14 protein-coding genes and 1 tRNA gene are annotated in these 19,276 nt (G+C 67.3%); 10 read left to right on the forward strand and 5 right to left on the reverse strand.

Annotation, left to right across the window (positions count from 1 at the left end):
* Positions 1–10 precede the first annotated feature (10 nt).
* Positions 11–352 carry a helix-turn-helix domain-containing protein gene (locus ASC79_RS15230; RefSeq protein ID WP_056022743.1) on the reverse strand — a complete coding sequence of 114 codons (342 nt, stop codon included), beginning with the start codon at positions 350–352 and terminating at the stop codon, positions 11–13.
* A 172-nt stretch (positions 353–524) separates the two neighbouring features.
* Between ASC79_RS15230 and ASC79_RS15235 the strand changes: the two genes are divergently transcribed.
* Together ASC79_RS15235 and ASC79_RS15240 are read left to right on the forward strand one after the other, a co-directional pair.
* Positions 525–3,659, forward strand: coding sequence for an autotransporter domain-containing protein (locus ASC79_RS15235; RefSeq protein ID WP_056826678.1), 3,135 nt, complete (start codon positions 525–527; stop codon positions 3,657–3,659).
* Between the two features lie 21 nt (positions 3,660–3,680).
* Entirely contained in the window at positions 3,681–3,959 is a 279-nt protein-coding gene (locus ASC79_RS15240) for a hypothetical protein (protein WP_056022739.1), read from the forward strand.
* A gap of 37 nt (positions 3,960–3,996) precedes the next feature.
* Here ASC79_RS15240 and metW read toward each other — a convergent pair whose 3' ends face one another.
* On the reverse strand, positions 3,997–4,659 hold the full coding sequence (metW, locus tag ASC79_RS15245) for a methionine biosynthesis protein MetW (protein ID WP_082532153.1): 663 nt from the start codon (positions 4,657–4,659) through the stop codon (positions 3,997–3,999).
* Entirely contained in the window at positions 4,656–5,807 is a 1,152-nt protein-coding gene (locus ASC79_RS15250; protein ID WP_056022736.1) for a homoserine O-acetyltransferase, read from the reverse strand. The genes metW and ASC79_RS15250 overlap by 4 nt, the downstream gene beginning before the upstream one ends.
* A gap of 125 nt (positions 5,808–5,932) precedes the next feature.
* Between ASC79_RS15250 and ASC79_RS15255 the strand changes: the two genes are divergently transcribed.
* The 4 genes from ASC79_RS15255 (at position 5,933) to ASC79_RS15270 (ending at position 9,395) form a co-directional block, all read left to right on the forward strand.
* On the forward strand, positions 5,933–6,424 hold the full coding sequence (locus ASC79_RS15255) for a histidine phosphatase family protein (protein ID WP_056022733.1): 492 nt from the start codon (positions 5,933–5,935) through the stop codon (positions 6,422–6,424).
* A gap of 2 nt (positions 6,425–6,426) precedes the next feature.
* Entirely contained in the window at positions 6,427–6,768 is a 342-nt protein-coding gene (locus ASC79_RS15260; RefSeq protein ID WP_056022731.1) for a DUF952 domain-containing protein, read from the forward strand.
* On the forward strand, positions 6,765–7,805 hold the full coding sequence (locus ASC79_RS15265; protein WP_056022728.1) for a quinone-dependent dihydroorotate dehydrogenase: 1,041 nt from the start codon (positions 6,765–6,767) through the stop codon (positions 7,803–7,805). The genes ASC79_RS15260 and ASC79_RS15265 overlap by 4 nt, the downstream gene beginning before the upstream one ends.
* Before the next feature lie 93 nt (positions 7,806–7,898).
* A complete protein-coding gene (locus tag ASC79_RS15270) occupies positions 7,899–9,395 on the forward strand; it encodes a sensor histidine kinase (protein ID WP_056022726.1) in 1,497 nt (498 codons plus the stop codon).
* On the opposite strand, the gene ggt is transcribed toward ASC79_RS15270, so the two are convergent.
* Positions 9,392–11,125 carry a gamma-glutamyltransferase gene (gene ggt / locus ASC79_RS15275; protein ID WP_056023675.1) on the reverse strand — a complete coding sequence of 578 codons (1,734 nt, stop codon included), beginning with the start codon at positions 11,123–11,125 and terminating at the stop codon, positions 9,392–9,394. The genes ASC79_RS15270 and ggt overlap by 4 nt on opposite strands.
* Positions 11,126–11,217: 92 nt before the next feature.
* Between ggt and ASC79_RS15280 the strand changes: the two genes are divergently transcribed.
* The 3 genes from ASC79_RS15280 (at position 11,218) to ASC79_RS15290 (ending at position 13,795) form a co-directional block, all read left to right on the forward strand.
* Positions 11,218–12,246 (forward strand): P1 family peptidase, encoded by a 1,029-nt coding sequence (locus tag ASC79_RS15280; RefSeq protein ID WP_056023672.1) that lies wholly within the window; start codon positions 11,218–11,220, stop codon positions 12,244–12,246.
* Between the two features lie 114 nt (positions 12,247–12,360).
* Positions 12,361–13,623, forward strand: coding sequence for a hypothetical protein (locus ASC79_RS15285; protein ID WP_056022722.1), 1,263 nt, complete (start codon positions 12,361–12,363; stop codon positions 13,621–13,623).
* Positions 13,624–13,718: 95 nt separating this feature from the next.
* Positions 13,719–13,795, forward strand: a tRNA-Arg gene (locus ASC79_RS15290).
* Positions 13,796–13,822: 27 nt separating this feature from the next.
* On the opposite strand, the gene ASC79_RS15295 is transcribed toward ASC79_RS15290, so the two are convergent.
* Positions 13,823–14,941: a tyrosine-type recombinase/integrase gene (locus ASC79_RS15295; protein ID WP_056022718.1), complete on the reverse strand. Its 1,119-nt coding sequence runs from the start codon at positions 14,939–14,941 to the stop codon at positions 13,823–13,825.
* Positions 14,942–17,445: 2,504 nt separating this feature from the next.
* On the opposite strand from ASC79_RS15295, the gene ASC79_RS15305 reads away from it, so the two are divergent.
* Positions 17,446–19,275: a hypothetical protein gene (locus ASC79_RS15305; RefSeq protein ID WP_200937209.1), complete on the forward strand. Its 1,830-nt coding sequence runs from the start codon at positions 17,446–17,448 to the stop codon at positions 19,273–19,275.
* The last annotated feature ends 1 nt before the right edge of the window (position 19,276 follow it).

The following is a 19,276-nucleotide window of genomic DNA, read 5'->3' on the forward strand; positions in this document are numbered from 1 at the left end:
CGGTAGTTCCCTAGCCCCTGCCTGCCAGGCGCGCGACCGGCGCATCCTGAGCGGCGTCCCCGAACAACAGCCGGAAGAGCTCCGGCTCGTAGTAGCGCAGCAAGGTACGGGCGAATTCGGCAGGATCGAGGCCAATCGCCTGGGCCCAGGCGCCTTGCGTCTCGATCGGCACGCGGCCAAGGCCGCTCTCCACCTGCGAGACGAAGGTGTAGTAGCGCAAGCCAACGCGTTCCGCCAGTTCAGCCTGGGTCAGGCCCGCGGCTTCACGGCCAGCTTTCAGCCAGCGTCCCGCCTCTTGGCGCAGACTCTTGGTGACCGCCGCCCGCGCAGGATCGACCGCGCTTCTTGGCATCTCTCTACTCCTTCAGCTCGCGGCGAAGACGGCCGCCCGCGCATTTTGCGCATTGACCCGCCGATGTACAGTACTTACGAAACGCATTCATACGAGACGCGTAACGCCTCGTCACCGTCATAACATGGATCTGTGGCCGCAAGCCACGTCGTGAGATCCGACTGGAGTGATCATGCGCCTTCGCCACGTCCTGTTCGCCGCTGCATCGCCGTTTTGCCTCCTGGCTGGCGCGGCCCAGGCCGAGACCACCATCTCGACGACCGTCGCCACCCCCGTCGCCACGGCGACCGCCGCCAGCGGCGCGCGCGACGACATCAAGATCACCAGCGCCGGGACGGTCCAGCCGACGTCCGCCGGCGCGGCTGTCACCTTGAACAGCAACAACACGGTGACCAACGAGGGAACGATCAAGTTCCAGAACGTCAACGACGCGACGGGCATCCTGGCGCTCGGCGGCATGACGGGCGGCGTCCGGCACGCCGGCACGATCACCATCGACGAGAGCACTGAGATCAAGGACGCCGACGGCGACGGAGACATGGACGGTCCGTTCGCGACCGGCGCGCGCCGCTACGGGATCCGCGTCACCGGCCCCGGAAACTTCCACGGCGACGTGGTGCAGTCGGGCGGCTCGATCACCATCGAGGGCAACGACTCGGCCGGCATTTCGGTGGAGACGGCGATCGACGGCTCGGTCCGCACCGCCGGCGCCATCGCCGTCACCGGCGCCAATACCTACGGCGTCCACACCACGAGCACCGTTGGCGGCGACGTCGCGATCCTCTCGGCCACGTCGGTCCAGGGGCAGGGCGCGGTGGCGGTCGCCACCGACGACAACATCGGCGGCAAGCTGGTGCTGGGCAACGCCATCACCGCGACGGGCTTCCGCTACACCACCCGCGGCGCTGACGCGGCGGTGGCCAAGCTCGACGCCGACGACCTGCTGATCGGCGGCCCGGCGGTTCGGGTGCGCGGCGACGTGTTCGGCGGCGTGGTGGTGGATGCGCCCCCCGCCAACCTCGATCCGAACAACGCCGACGAGGACGGCGACGGCGTCGCCGACGCCAGCGAGACGACCGGCGCGATCACCTCGATCGGTTCGGCTCCGGCCATCCTGATCGGCTCGGAGAGCCGCGGCGTGCGCCTGGGCTTCACCGGGACCGGCGCCAACGCCTACGGCCTCAACATCAAGGGCTCGGCCCAGGCGCTCGGCATCTATGACGGTGTCTCGGCGACCGCGGTCCAACTCGGCGGCCTGGGCGGCAATGTCACCGTCGACGGCGGCGTCCGCGTCTCCGGCGCGGTCAGCGCGACCGCGGTCAAGGCCGGCGCCGTCGGGCTGCATCTGGGCTCGGGCGTCAGCACGCCGAAGATCCTGGTCGACGGCGGTTCCATCAAGGCCGCGGCGACGGTGAGCGACGCGGTCGACGTGCGCGCCGTTCGGATCGACGCGGGCGCGGGCGTTTCCTATCTCGGCAACTCCGGCGACATCAGCGCGGTGATCACCGGGACCAAGGGCTCGGCGACCGCGATCCTCGACTCCTCGGGCTCTCTTGGCCTGATCGAGAATGTGAAGACCATCCTCGCGGGCTTCTCGAGCTCGGAAACCAGCCCGACGATCACCGGCAAGGCGATCGCGCTCGACCTGCGCGCCAACACCGCCGGCGTCACCGTGCGCCAGGGCGCCAACGCCTCGACCTCGGTCACGCCAGCCATCGTCGGCGATGTCATGTTCGGCTCGGGCGCGGCGCGGCTGGAGTTGCTGGCCGGCACGCTGGACGGCGCGGTGGCGTTCGGTTCGGGCGCCGACGCCCTGGTGATCGACGGCGGCGCCAAGATGACCGGCGCTCTGACCGACGCCGGCGGCGGCCTGACGGTGAACATCGCCAAGGGCAGGCTGACCGCGACCAACGCCGACACCATCAACCTGACCTCGCTGACCCTGGGTTCGACGGGGGAGCTGGTCCTGACCGCCGATCCGGCCGCCGGCAAGGCCACCACCCTGAACGTCGCCGGCTCGGCTAATCTGGCCACGGGTTCGAAGGTCGGCCTCCGCTTCGCCTCGAAGCTGAGCGAGCCGACGACCATCACGCTGATCAAGGCAGGAGCCTTGACCGCCGGGACCCTGGACCAGAGCCTGCTGGGCTCGACGCCCTGGCTCTACAAATCCGAGCTGCGCGTCGATCAGGCCAACAACTCCCTGCTGGCCGACGTTCGCCGCCGCACCGCTTCGGAAGCGGGCCTGAACGCCGCCGAGGCCGCAGCCTACGACGCCGTGTTCGCGAACTTCGACCGCGACGCGACGGTCCGCGATGCGCTGCTGGGCAAGACTGACGAGACCGGCTTCGCGGGCCTCTACGACCAGTTCCTGCCTGACTTCACCGGCAGCCTGTTCCACACCCTGGCGGCGGCTTCGGACGCCACCAACCGTGCGATCGACGAAGGCGACGGCCAGCTGAACGGCGATGGCCTGCGCGTCTGGACCCAGGAGATCGCCTTCCTGGTGAAGCGCGACGTGGACCGGACCACCAACTATGACGCCGACGGCTTCGGCCTCGCCGGCGGCATCGAGGCTCCGTACACCGGCATCGGCACGCTGGGCCTGATGACCAGCTTCGTGAACGTCAATGTCGACGACGCCTTCGCCTCGGCGGCGGAGTCGCTGGGCGGGCAGGTGTACTCGGCCGGGGTCTACTGGCGCGACACCGCCGGCGGTCTGACCGCCAACCTCGGGCTGAACGGCGGCTATGCGACGCTGAAGAGCACGCGGGTCGTGTCCGATCCGACCGCGGGTCTCAACAAGGAGACCAAGTCGGACTGGAGCGGCCTGACCTTCGCCGCCCATGCCGGCCTGTCCTACCTGCTCGACCTTGGCCGCATCTACCTCAAGCCCCAGGCGACCGCCGACTACTTCATGCTGAAGGAGGACGGCCGGACCGAGTCCGGCGGCGGCGGCGCCATCGACCTTTCGATCGACGAGCGTTCGAGCAACCAGCTCAGTGCGTTCGCCGGCCTCACCCTCGGAGCCCGCTTCGGCGAGGAGAGCGCCTTTGTCTGGATTCCCGAGCTGACCGCCGGCTGGCGTCAGGCAACCGGCGACGGAGTGGACGTCACGACCGCCCGCTTCGTCGCCGGAGGTCCTGCCTTCAGCCTCGCCGCCCCCGACCTGTCGGGCGGTGGGCCGGTGGTGCGCCTGGCCCTGCGCGGGCAGGGCCAGTACTTCGACTTCGCCCTCGAGGGCGGCGGCGAGTACCGCGAGGACTACGAGGCCTATGACGGCCGGGTGGTGGTCCGCTTCCTGTTCTAGCGGCGTGGAGTTGTAGCCCCGATGACGCTCTTGCTTGGAGGCCTGCTGGCGGTCGCCGCCGGCCTGGTCGGCGTCGCCCGCCGCACCTACGGCCGCCCCCCACTGTGGCGGTCGTGGGCGGCCCTGGCCGGAGCGGTGGTCTGTCTTGGATCTGGCATTGCGCTCGTGATCGTCGAGCCCAGCGCCATTGTGGAGACGCCGGTCCTGTTCGTGGCCGGCTTCTGCCTCTTCGAGGGGAGCCTGGCGCTCCTCAGCCTGATGGCTGCGGCGGGACGCCCGCAGCCGAAGTGGCTCTCCTAGCGGCGCTTAGGGCGGAAGGTCCCCCCGCCGCCCGCCGCTATTCGAAGAGGCTGCCTGGGGGCGGGGTCGGTATGCCTGGAGGCGCCGGCTCCGCCTTTCGGCTCAGCAGGAAGAGCGCGTTCTCGGCGCGCCAGTTCTCGATCGGCGCCATGGGGTCGATCTGCCGGGCCGGCTTGCCCGGAACCAGCGACGCACAGGCGTCGATCCGCAGTTCAAGCGCGTCGCACAGCTCGGTGAAGTCGCGCAGGGTGCAGAGGTGGATGTTCGGCGTCGACCACCAGGGTTCGGGCAGGGACTTGGTCTCCGGCATTCGGCCCTTGGTCAACAGATCCATGCGTACGCGCCAGTGTCCGAAGTTCGGCAGCGAGACCACCGCGCGGTCGGCGATGCGCAGGAGTTCCGACAGCACGTGCTTGGGGTCGCGCACCTGCTGCAACGTCTTGGACAGCACCGCGTAGTCGAAGGCCTTGGTCGGGAAGTTGTCGAGGTCGTGGTCGGCGTCGCCCTGAACCACGGCCAGGCCTCGGGCCAGGCAGGCGGCGACGCCCTCGCGCGACAGCTCCAGGCCCTGGCCGTCGATCTCCTTCTCCGACGTCAGCAGTTCCAGCAACTCGCCTTCGCCGCAGCCGACGTCCAGCACCCGCGCATGCGGGCGCACCATCCGGAGGATTTCCTTGAAGTCGTCGCGGATGACGGTCACGCAAGGCCCCGCTTGTCGGCCGCCGAGGCCAGGAAGCCGCGCAGCGCCGAGTCCAGCACCGGTTCGTCGAGGAAGAAGGCGTCGTGGCCCTTGTCGGTCTCGATCTCGGCGAAAGAGGCGCGGCAGCCGGCGGCGTTGAGCGCGCGGACGATGTCGCGGCTTTCGGCCGTCGAGTAGAGCCAGTCCGACGAGAACGACAGCACGCAGAAGCGCACATGGCGAGCCTTGCGGAAGCACTCGGCCAGCACCCCGCCGCACCGCGCGCCGAGGTCGAAATAGTCCAGCGCCCGGGTGATGTAGAGGTACGAGTTGGCGTCGAAGCGGTCGACGAAGCTGGCGCCCTGGTGGCGCAGGTAGCTCTCGACCTGGAAGTCGGCGTCGAAGCCCCACGACAGGCCGTCGCGCTGCAGCTCGCGGCCGAACTTCCGCTGCAGGGCCGGTTCGGACAGATAGGTGATGTGCGCCGCCATGCGGGCGACGGCCAGGCCCTTCTCGGGGCGCACGCCGGCCAGCTGGTACGCCCCGGCGCGCCAGTCGGGGTCGGCCATGATCGCCTGGCGCCCGACCTCGTGGAAGGCGATGTTCTGGGCCGAGTGGCGCGCCGCCGCCGCGATGCAGATCGCCGAGAACAGCTTCTCCGGATAGTCGGCGGCCCACTGCAGGACCTGCATGCCGCCCATCGAGCCGCCGACCACGGCGAACAGGGTCTCGATGCCCAGCGCCTCGATCAGCATCGCCTGGGCGCGGACCATGTCGGCGATGGTGATGACCGGGAAGGAGAGGGCGTAGGGCTCGCCCGTCGCCGGGTTCAGCGAGGCCGGGCCCGTCGAGCCCATGCAGCCGCCGATGACGTTGGTGGCGATGATGAAATAGCGCTCGGGATCGAGCGGCAGGCCAGGCCCGATGACCCGATCCCACCAGCCGGGCTTGCCGGTCACCGGGTGGGGCGAGGCCGCGTGCTGATCGCCGGTCAGGGCGTGGCAGACGAGCACGGCGTTGGACTTGTCGGCGTTCAGGGTCCCGTAGGTCTTGTAGGCGATTTCCAGCGGGCTGAGCAGCGCGCCGGAGTCGAGGCGCAGCGGCCGGTCGGCGGGAAAGCTATGCAGGCCGCCGCCGGTTTCGACCTTCGGGATCGCAATCGCGCTCATGCGCCGCTTGGACCGCCAAGCTCTTTCTCTGTCAACAGCTTCGCGTATCGGCTTTGGCCAGCTATGACACCTCTGAAGCAGCGCTCGGGGGCGCGTCAGACAGCAAGGAGCGCGGCGGAGCGTTCATGGATCGGCTTATTCTCTTGCGCCACGGTAAGGCGGAGCGTGACTCCAAGAGCGGCGAGGACCTCGACCGCAAGCTCACCGACCGGGGGCTGCGGGAAACGGCGGCCATGGCGGCGAACCTCGCGGACCTCGGCCTCATCCCCGACATCGTGCTGGTCTCACCGGCTCAGCGCACCCGCGAGACCTGGACCTCGGCGCAGCCCGCGTTCCCGGCCAGCGCCTGGCGTATCGAACAATTGCTGTACCTGGCCGAAGAGCGCGTGGTGCGCGAACTGGCCGAAGCTGCGGGCGAGACCTCCCGGACGGTGATGGTCGTCGGACACAATCCCGGCCTGCAGGAACTGACCATCAGACTGCTGTCGGAGGGCGGCTCGCCCGCTCCGCTGATCGCCCGCGCACATGCCGCGTTCCCGACCGCCGCGGCCTCGGTGTTCCTGTTCGACGCCGCCGGACGCCCGTCCTACGACGGTCTGTTCTTCCCGAGGGGTTGAGCGTGGGGCGCATCTACAAGATCCTCTCCCGTGCGGAGTGGACCAAGGCCCAGGCGGAGGGCGTGTTCAACGGCTCGGCGGTCGATCTCGCCGACGGATTCATCCATTTCTCGACCGCGGCCCAGGCCGCCGAGACCGCGCGGCGTCATTTCGCGGGCCAGGCCGATCTCGTCGTGCTGGAGATCGAGGCCGACGACCTGGGAGCGGCCCTGGTGTGGGAGCCCTCGCGCGGCGGCGACCTCTTCCCGCACCTCTACGGCGCGCTGGCCGTGGACGCGGTGCTGACTGTGACAGAAGCGCCGCTGGCCTCCGACGGGGTTCCGCAGCTAGGGAGCCTTGCATGAGCCTGCACGACATCGCCGCCCGCGCCATGCACGTCCTCGACCCCGAGGACGCGCACCGGCTGACCATCCGCCTGTTGGCCATGGGCCTGGGCCCGCGCGCCAGCGGCGATGATCCGATCCTGGCGACGGAGGTCGCGGGCTTGAAGGTGCCGAACTGCGTGGGCTTGGCGCCTGGTTTCGACAAGAACGCCGAGGTGTTCGCGCCGATGCTCGCCTCGGGCTTCGGCTTCGTGGAGTGTGGGACGGTCACGCCGCTGGCGCAGGCCGGCAATCCGCGGCCGCGCCTGTTCCGGCTGAGCGAGGACCAGGCGGTGATCAACCGCATGGGTTTCAACAACGAGGGCCTGGAAGCCTTCGCCGCTCGGCTGACGCGCCGCGGCCCTGGCGTGGTCGGGGCCAACATCGGCGCCAACAAGGACGCCGAGGACCGTGTGGCCGACTACGTGACCGGCCTGACCCGGTTGTGGGGCCTGGCCTCGTATTTCACGATCAACATCTCCTCGCCGAATACGCCGGGTCTGCGCGCCCTGCAGACCAAGGCCGCGCTGGAGGAACTGCTCGGCCGGCTGGCCCAGGCCCGCGACTCGCTGCCGGCGTCCGGCAAGGTCCCGATGTTCCTGAAGGTCGCGCCAGACCTGGAAGACGGCGAGGTCGAGGCCATCGTCGAAACGGTGATCGCCAACGGCCTCGAAGGGATCATCGTCTCCAACACCACCATCAGCCGCCCGCAGCTGAACTCCAAGTTCGCTGGCGAGACCGGCGGTCTGTCGGGCGCGCCGCTGACCGCGCTGTCGACTCAGATGCTGGGCGCCTTCGCCCAGGCCGCGGCCGGGCGGGTGGCGCTGATCGGCGCGGGCGGCATCGCCTCAGGCCAGGACGCCTACGCCAAGATCCGCGCCGGGGCGTCCGCGGTGCAGCTCTATTCGGCCATGGTGTTCGGCGGGCCGGGCCTCGTCACCCGAATCAAGCGCGACCTGGCCGCCTACCTGCGTCGCGACGGCTTCGCGTCCGTGAAGGCGGCGGTAGGCGCAAAGTGAGGCTAATGCGCGGGCTTTCCTTTGGAATTAGCCACGCTTCGGGACGGCCCTGCGTTGCCGAACCGTTCCGGGTGCAGTAACGGGGGAGTCGTCATGGCGGACGCCCCCTCTCCTTCGGCGCCCAAAAAGCCGCCCACGCGCCGCTTTTTCTGGCCGGGCGGCCTGTCCGCACGTCTGCTGATTCTGACGATTCTGTTCGTGGCCGGCGCCAGCGCCATCGCCTTGCCGGCGGCTCTTGCGTCGTTCGAAGAGCAGTGGCTGCTGGACCGGGTGCGGGCGGCGGAACTGGCCTCGATGGCGACCGAAGTCGCCCCTGACCAGGTCCTGAGCGAGAATCTCGCCTCCCAGCTGCGCGAAGTCGCCGGCGTGCAGACGGTCGCCGTGCTCGACAACGACGGCAATCGCTTCCTCAAGGTCCCGGGGCCGCGGCTGGAAGAGCCGCCCTACCTCGTCGACTTGCGCGACCAGGCGCCGGCGTCCTGGCTGTCGGCCCCGTTCCAGACCCTGTTCGGCGGCGCCGACGGGCGGATGGTGCGCGTGATCGCCGAGCCGCGCTTCTACAAGGCCCAGTTCATCGAGGTGGTGGCGCCGGACGCCGAGCTGAAGGCCGAGCTGACCGTCTATCTCTGGCGCCTGCTGGCGATCATGGGTTTCGTCTCGTTTCTGGCAGGCGGGCTGGTTTACCTGTCGCTCAACTACTTCCTGGTCCGGCCGATGCAGCGGATCACCCGGTCGATGGAGCGCTTCGCGGCCGACCCCGAAGACGCCATGGCGCACATCGCCCCCTCCGGACGCCGCGACGAGATCGGACGCGCCGAGGTGCAGCTCGAGCGCATGCAGGAGGAGCTGCGCGCCGCGCTCAGCTCGCGGGCGCGCCTGGCCGCCCTGGGCGAGGCGGTGGCCAAGATCAATCACGACCTGCGCAACATGCTGACCAGCGCCCAGATCGCCTCGGAGCGGCTGGCGGCGCTGAAGGATCCGCAGGTGACCCAGGCCATGCCGCGCCTGGAACGGGCCTTGGACCGGGCGGTGAAACTCGCCAGCGACGTGCTGGCCTACGGCAAGACCGAGGAGGCCGCCCCCGACGCGCGCCCGATGCTGCTGTCGCAGGCGCTGGAGGGCGCCGAGGAAGAGGCGCGGCTCGCGCCTGATGGCGTGAAGCTGATTTCGCTGGTGGATCCGGCCGACCAGGTGATGGCCGATCCTGACCAGTTGCACCGGATCCTGGTGAACCTGATGCGCAACGCCCGCCAGGCGATCGAGCAACAGACCGACCGTCAGTCGCCGGGCGCGGTCCAGGTGTCGCTCTTCGACGAGGACGGCGTCAGCGTCATCCGCCTGGCCGACAACGGCCCCGGCGTGTCGGAGCGGGCCCGTGAGCGGCTGTTCCAGCCCTTCGCCGGATCGACGCGGCCGGGCGGGGCGGGGCTGGGTCTCGCAATCGCCCACGAACTCGCCCAGGGCCATGGCGGCGACCTGACCCTGGCCGAGACCGGGCCGCAGGGGTCGGTGTTCGAACTGCGCCTGCCGGGCGCACCGACCCGGGCGCCGACGCCGAAGCGCCGGCGCGCCAGGAACGTCGAAGGCTAGAAGCCCTTCGCGACGCCCTCGCGGCGTTCGTCGGCGCCGCCCTGCAGGCCCTGCGGGGTCATCATGACGCCGTGCAGGCCCGAGCCTTCGCCGCCGCTGCCCTTGAAGGCCACACCCTTGGCCGCCAGGGCGTCGACGACGCCGGGGGCATAGCGGGCCGGCTCGGAGGCGATGTTGTCCCCACGCGCGATCAGGTTGGGCAGGTTGAAGGCGTCCTGAACGCTCAGCTCCCAATCCAGGATGCCGACCAGGGCCTTGAGATTGTAGGCCAGGATCGAGTTGCCCCCCGGCGAGCCGATGGCCGCCACGAAGCGCCCTTCGCGGTCCAGCACGATGGTCGGGGCCATGGACGAGCGCGGACGCTTGCCCGGGGCCACGGCATTGGCCGCCTTGGTCCCGTCGGCGTTGGCCGGCGCCCACGAGAAGTCGGTGAGCTGGTTGTTCAGGAAGAAGCCGCCGACCATGCGGCCGGTGCCGAAGATGCTTTCCACGGTGGTGGTCATCGAGACGACGTTGCCATCAGCGTCGACCACGACGAAGTGCGAGGTGCCGCCCGGCTCCTTGGTGGCGTCGGGTGCCAGGGCGCCGGCGCCGCGCGGCGTGCCGGGACCCGGGGCCGGGCCGGCGACGTCTCCGATGAGGGTCGCGCGCTTGGCGACGTAGCTGTCTTCCAGCAGGCCCTCGAGCGGGACGGGCGTGAAGTCCGGATCGCCGAAGTAGCGGTCGCGGTCGGCGTACATCAGGCGGCTGGCCTGGGCGAACAGGAACCATGCCTGCGGGTCGGTCGGGCCGCGGTCGGCGATGTCGGTGTGCGAGAGGATGCCCAGCGCCTGCAGAAGGGCCGCGCCGCTGGACGGCGGGTTCGGTACGCAGACGACGTAGACGCGGTAGGGGCGGCAGACGGCGTCGTCGACCTTGGGCTTGTAGGACTTGAGATCCGACAGGGTGATCGTGCCGGGCAGCGGGCCTTCATGCACCTTGGCGACGATGGCCTCGGCGATCGAGCCTTCGAGCAGGGCCTTGGGACCCTCGGCGGCGATCTTGCGCACGGTCTGCGCGTAGGCGGGGTTCTTCAGGACGTCGCCGGCCTGATAGCGCTGGCCGTCGGGTTTGGTGAAATAGGCCTTGGCGTCGGGAGTCCCCGTCTGCGGGAACGGACCGGCGATCATGCCGGCCAGGCGGGGGCTGACCACGAAGCCGTCGGCGGCCAGGCGCTCGGCGTCGCTGAACAGGTCCTTCCAGGGCAGCTTTCCGTGCTGGGCCTGCGCCATGGCCAGCATGGCCACCGCGCCGGGCACGCCGGTCGCCTTGCCGCTGGTCACGGCCACTGGGTACGGCAGCGGCTTGCCCGAGGCGTCCAGGAACATCGTCTCGGTGGCGCCGGCCGGCGCGGTTTCGCGGCCGTTGTAGGCGACCACCTTCTTCGTCCTGGCGTCGTAGTAGGTCATGAAGGCGCCGCCGCCGACGCCTGAGCTCTGCGGCTCGACCAGGCTCAGCACCGCCTGCACGGCCACCGCCGCATCCACGGCCGAGCCGCCTTCGCGCAGCACCTTGACGCCGGCCTCGACCGCCAGCGGGTTGGCGGCGGACACCATCGCCTTGAAGCCGGGCGCGCTGGCGACGGGAGCCGCCGACGCGGGCGCGGAGGGCGGAGCCTCCTTTGTCGCGGTGGCGCAGGCGGCGAGGGCCAAGGCAATGGGAAGGGCGGCGAAACGCTGGAGCTGAAGCACGTAGAACCCGTCGGAGGCGGAGGGGAGGAGAGCGCCACCATAGCCATCCACGCGTGGACAACAAATGCGCGGGCGTGCTTTCGATGCCGATTATGAACCAGAACCTTCTCGCGGCGCCCGGAGCCCGCAATCTGATCACCGACGTCCCCGGTCTGAGGGTCGGCCAGGCGAGCGACCCGACCGCGCGCACCGGGGTCAGCGTCATCCTGCCCGACGATCGCGCGGTGGCTGGCTGTGACGTGCGCGGCGGTGGTCCCGGCACGCGCGAGACCGACGCGCTGGCGCCTGAAAACCTGGTCGATGCGGTGGACGCGATCGTGCTGTCGGGCGGCTCGGTCTACGGGCTGGCCGCCGCCGACGGCGTGGTCGCCTGGCTGGGGGCGCAGGGGCGCGGCTACGGGCTGGTCAGCGCCGGCGGCGTGCCCCGTTCGCCCGTCGTGCCCTCGGCGATCCTCTATGACCTCGCCAATGGGGGCGACAAGGCCTGGGGCGAGGATCCGCCCTATCGCCGGCTGGGCCGCGAGGCGGTTGTCGCCGCCGGCCTCGGCTTCGAACTCGGGACCGCCGGCGCTGGCCACGGCGCCATGGCGGGCGGACTGAAGGGCGGGACCGGCTCGGCCTCGATCGTCAGCGCCGATGGGATCACCGTCGGGGCCCTGGTCTGCGTCAACTCGTTCGGCTCGGTGGTCGCGCCTGGCGGGCGGACCTTCTGGGCGGCGCCCTACGAACTGGACGGCGAGTTCGGCGGGCTGGGCTCGGCCGGCCTGCGCGCCGGCCCGGACGAGTGGGGCCTGGCCAAGTCCGACCCCAAGGCGCGGATGAACACCACCATCGCCTGCGTCGCCACCGACATCGCCCTGACCCCGGCCCAGGCCAAGCGGGTGGCGATCATGGCGCAGGACGGGCTGGCGCGAGCGATCCGCCCGGTTCATGCGCCGTTCGACGGGGACGTGGTCTTCGCGCTCTCCACCGCGCGCCAGGCGATGCCGGCGCCGGCCGACTATACGGTGGCCCGGATCGGGGCGTTGGCGGCTGACGTGCTGGCCCGCGCGACCGCTCGCGGCGTGCATGCCGCCGCCCCCTGGAACGGCGTGCGCGGCTGGCGCGATCTGCCCGGCTGACGCCTTGGTCGGTTTCGTCGCGAGTTTGGGACCGTTCGGCGATTTGGAGAACGCTGCAGCTGCGCATACAGTTTAGAGACCCGCGTTCTTAGAGTTCTGAATGGAGACAGGCCCATGCAGTGGGTGAGAACGACGGCCCTGGTGGCCGGCGCAGGTCTTTTGGCCGGCGGCGCGGAAGCGCAGACCAAGCAACAGGTGACCGGTCCGGTCGCCACCTACTGGATGAGCGCGCAGACACAGACCGGTTTCGGCGCCATGGGCGGCGGAGGCGGCGGACCGTCCATGGGCGCCATGATGGGCGCGATGATGGGCGGGGGCGGATCGAACGTCTCCAAGACGCTGAACCTGCAACTTGGGACCTCGCGCACGCCCACCGGCGAGCCGACCGCCGAACACCTGCCGCCGGCAGCGCTGCGCGCCGGCCAGAGCCTGCCCCTGGTGACGCCCCGCCGCACGCCGGAGAAGCCGGAAGCCTATCACCTGCCTGAGAACTACAAGCCCAAGGGCAAGATGCTGATCTATTGGGGCTGCGGCGAGCACGCCAAGGCCGGGCAGCCGATCGTGATCGACTTCGCCAAGGTCGCCGCCGGCCAGATGCCTCCCGGACTGGCGGCGCTGTCGGCGCAGTTCGGCACGTCGATGAAGCCGCCCTCGCCCTCGCGAAACACGACCTATGGCGAGTGGCCGAACGAGAAGACCCGCACTTCGGTCCCTGGCGCGGGCTCCCTGGTCGGCGATCACCTGATCCGCGGCACCTATACCCCGGAGATCAAGTTCGCCCTGGCCGCGCAGCAGGACTTCCTGGGGCCGCTGAACCTCACCAAGAACCTGGTCAACGCCAGCGGCTCGGGCCAGATCGCCTGGAATGCGGTCAGCAACGCCGAGGGCTATCTGGCCACCGCCGTCGGCGCCAGCAGCGACGAAACCGTGGTCATGTGGTCTTCCAGCGAGGTGCAGGCCTCCGGCTTCGCGATGCCGGACTATCTCAACTCGGCGGATATCCAGCGGCTGGTGGCGTCCAAGGCGCTGATGGCCCCGACCACCACCACCTGCACCATCCCGGTCGAGTTCACCAAGGCCGCGCCGCAGGCGATGGTCCAGCTGGCGGCCTATGGCGGCGAAACCAACATCTCCTATCCGCCGAGGCCGTCGGATCCGAAGGTCGCCTGGAACATCGATTGGACCTTGAAGGTCCGGTACAAGTCGCTGACCGGCGGGATGCTGGGCATGGAGATGCCGGGCATGGGCGGCGATGACGATGGCGACGCACGACGCGGCGACGCGCAAGGCGGCCAGCAGGGCAAGTCTCCCTTCGGCGTGCCGGGCGTTGGCGGGGCGATTCTGAAAGGGCTTGGCGGCCGTCTGCCAGGGCTCTGAAAAGAAAATCGGCCGGGGCGAAATTTTCACCTCGCCCCGGCTTGCCAACCGGAGCCTCCCCGACTAGGTTCCGCGCCTTCGCCGAAAGGCACTGCGCGCCCGTAGCTCAGCTGGATAGAGCATCAGACTACGAATCTGAGGGTCGGACGTTCGAATCGTTCCGGGCGCGCCATTTCTTCCCCTTGAATACATTGGGGTTTCAGCCTTTTTGGTTGGTGCTGAACCGTGCGCTTTGAGCGCCGGTTTGCAGCTGGTTTGCAAATTCTGTTGCCTTGGCGTTCTCGAACTGGGCGATCGCCTGGTTCGCGAGGTGGCGAGTCGGCGACAGGTAGACCTCCAGGATCCGGGTCGCCGTCGCCAACGAGTGCTGAGTGATCGCCACGATCTGAGCGACGCTGCAGCCCGCTTCCGCGAGCATGGTCACCGCGGTGCCCCGCAGATCGTGAAAGTGGAGCGGCGAGCCCTCAAGACCAGCGAGCGTCATGGCGCTGTCCCACTGATGACCGAAATAGCGGGCTGTGAAGGGCCTTCCCTCCTTTGTGGTCAAGATGACCGCGGACTGCCGCTCAATGCCGTCCAGCATCGTGCGGAGGGCCTTCGTGCAGGGAATGGTGACCAGCGGAGCCTTCTGGCCGCCGCGTTGGTTCTTGCCGATGCGCAGGGTGAGGTTGGCGCCGTCATAGTTGCTCCAGCAGAGCTTTCGGATGTCGCCCTGCCGTAGGCCGGTGTGCAGGGCCAGGATCAGCGCGCGCTGCATCGCCAGCGGCGCTGCGCTCATGAACGCCTCGATGTCCGCCGGCAGCCAGATGATGTCCGATCTGTTCGATCGATAGAGGCGCTTGAAGCCCTTCAGGTGATTGGTGTCGATCCGCCCATTGTCCACCGCCCAACTGAGCATGGCGGAGATAACCGACAGCCTGTAGTCGGCCTCACGCGCGCCCGACGCCGTGGCCACGGCGGCTCGCCAAGCCAGCAGCGGCGCCTTCACCTTCGGATTGTTCAGCGCCGTGATCGGCAGGTCGCCGAACTCGGCCTCGGCGAAGGTCAACTTGCGCAGGTACTCCTTGCGGGTGCTATCGGCGAGCTGGGTCTTGAACTCGGGCGACATGGTGTAGTCGCGGATCAGGCTGGCGAACACGCCGGTGGAGTGGCGCTCTCGGACCAACTGCTCGGCGCGAGCATAGGACGCGACGAACTCAGCCGAGCCAGGTTCACCCTCCAGGCGCGCGCCGGTTTCGCGGTGATAGTAGTAGCGAGCGATGCGGCCGTCGCTGAGCCGCTTCTTGACAGTGTTGATACCCCTAAGCGCGACGCGCATTGCGCTTTCTCTCCCATGTACTCAATGGGTCTGCGACCTCGGCCTTAGTTAGAATGCCGCTTAGCCGGTCCATGGCCTGTTCAAGAAGAACTCGATCAATCCGTCCCCCGGGTAAGGTCGGATTTGGATAATCGCCTCGCGCTCTGGCGGTGGCGAAGGTGCCTTCGCTCAAGCCCGCGAGGGCGGCGGCCTGGGAAATGGTTAGGCCCCGGGGTGCCAAAGTGGCAGGCAGTTGTGCCCGTGTTCCTCTCATGCGGGCTTAAATTGCGCAAGCAGGAAACGATTGAGGAGACTACGTCTTCTTGAATAAGAATAGAGGATCTCTTTCCACTTCCCTTCTTTGGCGCAGGATTCGTCTGTGATGTGAAGTAAAGCTCTATGATGCGCCAGAAACTAAATCGGACGAATAGTGTGGAGCGCCAAGTATTTTGTTCTCGGACCACTTCGATTTCGATTCCGCGGGGCAGAAAATTTTCAGGCTCTTCCGAGCGGAATATACCCCCCGGTGGTCGGACATTGGGGCGAGGTCTATCCGCATCAGGTTCTAGTCGGTAGCGGTCCAGCAAGGTTGTCAGGCAAGCACTTAAGTCGTCGCCTGCGCCAATGCCCATAATGCCGCGGAGTTCGTCGGTGTGAGGATAGCCTACCGGCTGTACGATCCGGGCCTGAGGCTCAAGCATAAGCTTGGCGACCTCTTGCACCGATTGAGCGGCCTTCGTGTTCTCGCCCGGTGAAGCAACTCCAAGAAGCAGGCTTGCGGCGTCGGCGCTGGTCATGTGCGCGGCGCTGCGGCCTCTACCTCCAGTCTTAATTAAATTTCGCTCCCGAAGCGCGCGGGCAATCACTGCCACGCTAGCTTCCGAATCTCCGCCCGAGATTGAGAGCACGCGAACTAGATCTGACAGCTTAGCCATTTTCCATCTGTATTTAGCTCAGATGGGTGGCGTCAACCCATTTGCGTAAAACTCCGTTGGAGCCTAAGGCAACGATTGCGCCGCGCGTCGGGGTCCGAAGGCGAATCATCTGGCTTCAAGGTTGCGCGATCTGGCTTGTGCGTGAGATGCCGCGACGACACCAGGCTGCGCTAGCGTGCTAGATGCCCTCTCCACACTAACGCTCGAAATGGCCTGAAAGACCGGGCGCGGCGGTGTAGAGGCGACATCGTCGACCTGCGCTGGCTAGCTAGCCGCCAATCCAACTTGAAGCGGGTCCGCTCTCGAGTAACAAAGATTGCGCCCGCCGCTGAGCGTCAAGCGAGGACTCATGCGCCGTATGCAATAAGCCGCTGACTGCCGGCCGCTTCTTTGCAACGATCCAAGTTACAATCTGGAGACTATCGCCAAAGCGCGGTCGTGTTTAACGCCTGCGCGGCGCGTAGCTCGGCCCATCTGCCGTCGAGCTCAAAGTCATCGGCTGCATCGCTCAAGCGAATGCGCAAATTCCTAGTCGGAGGGGAGAGCGGGAGAGCGCTTTCGTACTGCTCGTCGTTCCTCATCCCGCCGAGCCAGCTCCACGAGCCCATAATACAAGGCGATTGGAACTAACGCGGCGCTCGACACGAGGGCGAAGTTCTTTGCAAGCTCAATCATGGTCATTGGGGTGCTTTCAGGCGATACCTCTTTGTAGGCAATCTAGCGCTTTGTGCACGGCCGCAGTCAGCGAAATGGCGACGAGAAGCGGATGGTTGCGCGGCCTGAGGCTCGTCCAGCGCCAGACGGTGGGGTGATGCGTTGCCCGAGTAAGGCAACGCTGCCTGTCATCTGCGGAGCTTAGTGCAGTGTCGGACCGATAACCGATCTGCGGCGGATGCCGTTGTGTGCCTCGTAGGGCAGGACCGGTATCGAACCCTTGGGGGGAGTACGTCCGGGTATTGTGGGACAACAGTGCGCAGCGATGTTGGCCAACACTACATATCTTGCCTCGTACCCCAAGAAAATGAGTGCGTATGCGGGCGGCAGGCCAATCGACATCGACCAAAATCACTCGTTCGCACTTAAAATCACTTATGCGCACTTAAAATCACTTGTGCGCCTTCGCCTGGCGGCGATGAACGGGCTTAAAGCCGAAGCTGGGGACGTCCGCTTCGGGCGACTAGGCCGGCGTCGCCGGCGATGGCCGCGTCGGGCTCATTGCTGCCGTTCGGAAGGTCGGCTCTAGGGCGCGCACTGGAACCTAAACCCGGTGCGCCATGAGCTGACTCTTAGCTGACCCTGAGAAGGTCTGCAGACGGAGTGGGAGTGTTCTGTGAGGCAATGCGACTAGGCGACATGCTCCGTCCCGCCGCGTGCCGCGGCTCCTAAGGGTCCGTCCTTGAAGGGCACCTTCTGGCTCCGCCGGCTGCTCGGCGGCGCATCCGCCTGGCCTGTCCCCAGGCTCCTTGCGGCCTTCTGTTCTGGGCGGTCACGCCCCTTCGCAAATCGCGCTCACTTCTGCGTTAGCTGTGCAGTGGATTGCGTTGCGCCGGTGGATCAGTAGCTTACAACCTCTGGGTTGGGGGAGTTGGTTTGGCAGAAGCATCATCGACAGCTGCGTGGGTGCGATTTCTGCGCAACTACGGGCCAATTCCAACCAATGACAATATGTACGATGAGTCGATTCAGCGCGCGCTGAGACGACTTAAAATCAAACCTATCATCCTGCCCGCGCAATTTCTTCACGATCTCCTCGCGAATTTTCGCGGACCAGACCCCATCTCGCAGATCATCACCGGCACTGCCGGAGATGGAAAGACGTACCATTGCCGTGAGGTTTGGACGGCGTTGGGCGGTGACGAGGCGACCTGGAACAAGGGGGCCAAGCTCCACACCATCTCCGTTGGCAACCGCACGCTTGTGATCGTCAAGGATCTTAGCGAACTCCGCGATGAGGAGAGCTCGGACTTGATCGCATCGGTGGCGCGGGATGTTGCCCAGCCCGGTGCGACCACGATGTATCTGCTGGCGGCCAACCATGGGCAGCTGCTTGAGAAGCTTAAGACTGCCCCGGACACTCCTGAGGTGCGGCGTCTGGCGGGCGTCATCGAGGATCTTCTGGTCACTGCCGCGACGACCGACAAAGACGTTCGGCTGAACCTCAGCGACCTCAGTCGCGCTCCGGCGGCGAAGATGACCTCCGACATCATCGACGAGATCGGCGGCCACGAGGGTTGGAAGGGGTGTGAGAGCTGCGCTGCCGAGCTTTCTTGTCCAATCCTTGAAAACAGGCGGCGCCTGATTGGAGAGGACGGTCATGGGCAATTTCGCCGACGCCTCACCGATCTGGTTGAACTGAGCGAGCGCAATGGCGGGCACTTCCCGGTGCGCCAACTCCTCTCCCTGGTTGCTAATATCCTCCTTGGGCATCCCGACGGCCGGGATGGTCTGATGTCGTGTGCGGATGTGCCCGAGATTGTGGCCGGGGGACGAGCGGATCTCGCGAGCGTGTACCGCAATGTCTTTGGCGAAAATCTTAAGGCGAGCCGAGCCGAGAAAACTGAGCCTTTCAAAAAGTTAAACCTGTTTGGCATCGGGGCCGAGACCAGCAACCGCGTCGATAACTTATTGGTCTACGGCGCCGACGATCCAGCGTACGCGGAGGCTTACGAAGCCCTTGTCCGTCGTGATCCGACCTATGGAGCGACCGCGAATTACGCACAGGGACAGAGGGCATATCTCGAAGGCGGGGAGGGGGCAGACCGACCGGCGTTCCTTCATCTTCTGAAGGCACAGCGCCAACGGCTATTCTTCACCATGCCCGACAACCTAGCTGCCACCTATGACCTCTGGGACCTGACGGTTTTCCGCTACGCTGGTCTTTATCTTGAGGTGGCTGAAAAACTGAAAGCGAAGCAGGCGCTGCCGCGGACGGCGCTCACCCAGGTCGTTCGTGGGCTCAATCGGGTCTTCACGGGCATGCTGGTGCAAAACCAGGATGAGCTCGTTCTTGCGACTTCGGGAAGCTACTCTCAGTCGAAGCGAAGCCCACTGCTCGACGAGTTAATCTCCGTGCCGCGTCAGGCGGGCGAGGAAGTTAGCCTCCTTCTCAACCCGCAAGGCGGTTTCGATGTCTCAGTGCGCCTGCTGCGCGGCGAATCTAACCCCCCTGTGCGGCTAGAGCTTTCGCCAACGCGCTTTGAGTTTCTCGGGCGTGTCGCGGAGGGCGCGCTCCCCAGCAGCTTCTCTCTCGAATGTCACGAGGACATCCTCGCCTTCAAAGCCAGGTTGCTCCGCGAAACGGAAACGCGGCGTCGGCTGGACGGGGACGACGTCGGCGGCGACGGCGAACTGGTGCTCCGGTTCATTGAGCTCAACAGCGACGGCCGGGCCACGCCGCGCCGCGTCATAGTGCGGGCGTAAC

Source organism: Phenylobacterium sp. Root1290, assembly GCF_001425305.1.
In the GTDB taxonomy this organism is placed as follows: Bacteria; Pseudomonadota; Alphaproteobacteria; order Caulobacterales; family Caulobacteraceae; genus Phenylobacterium.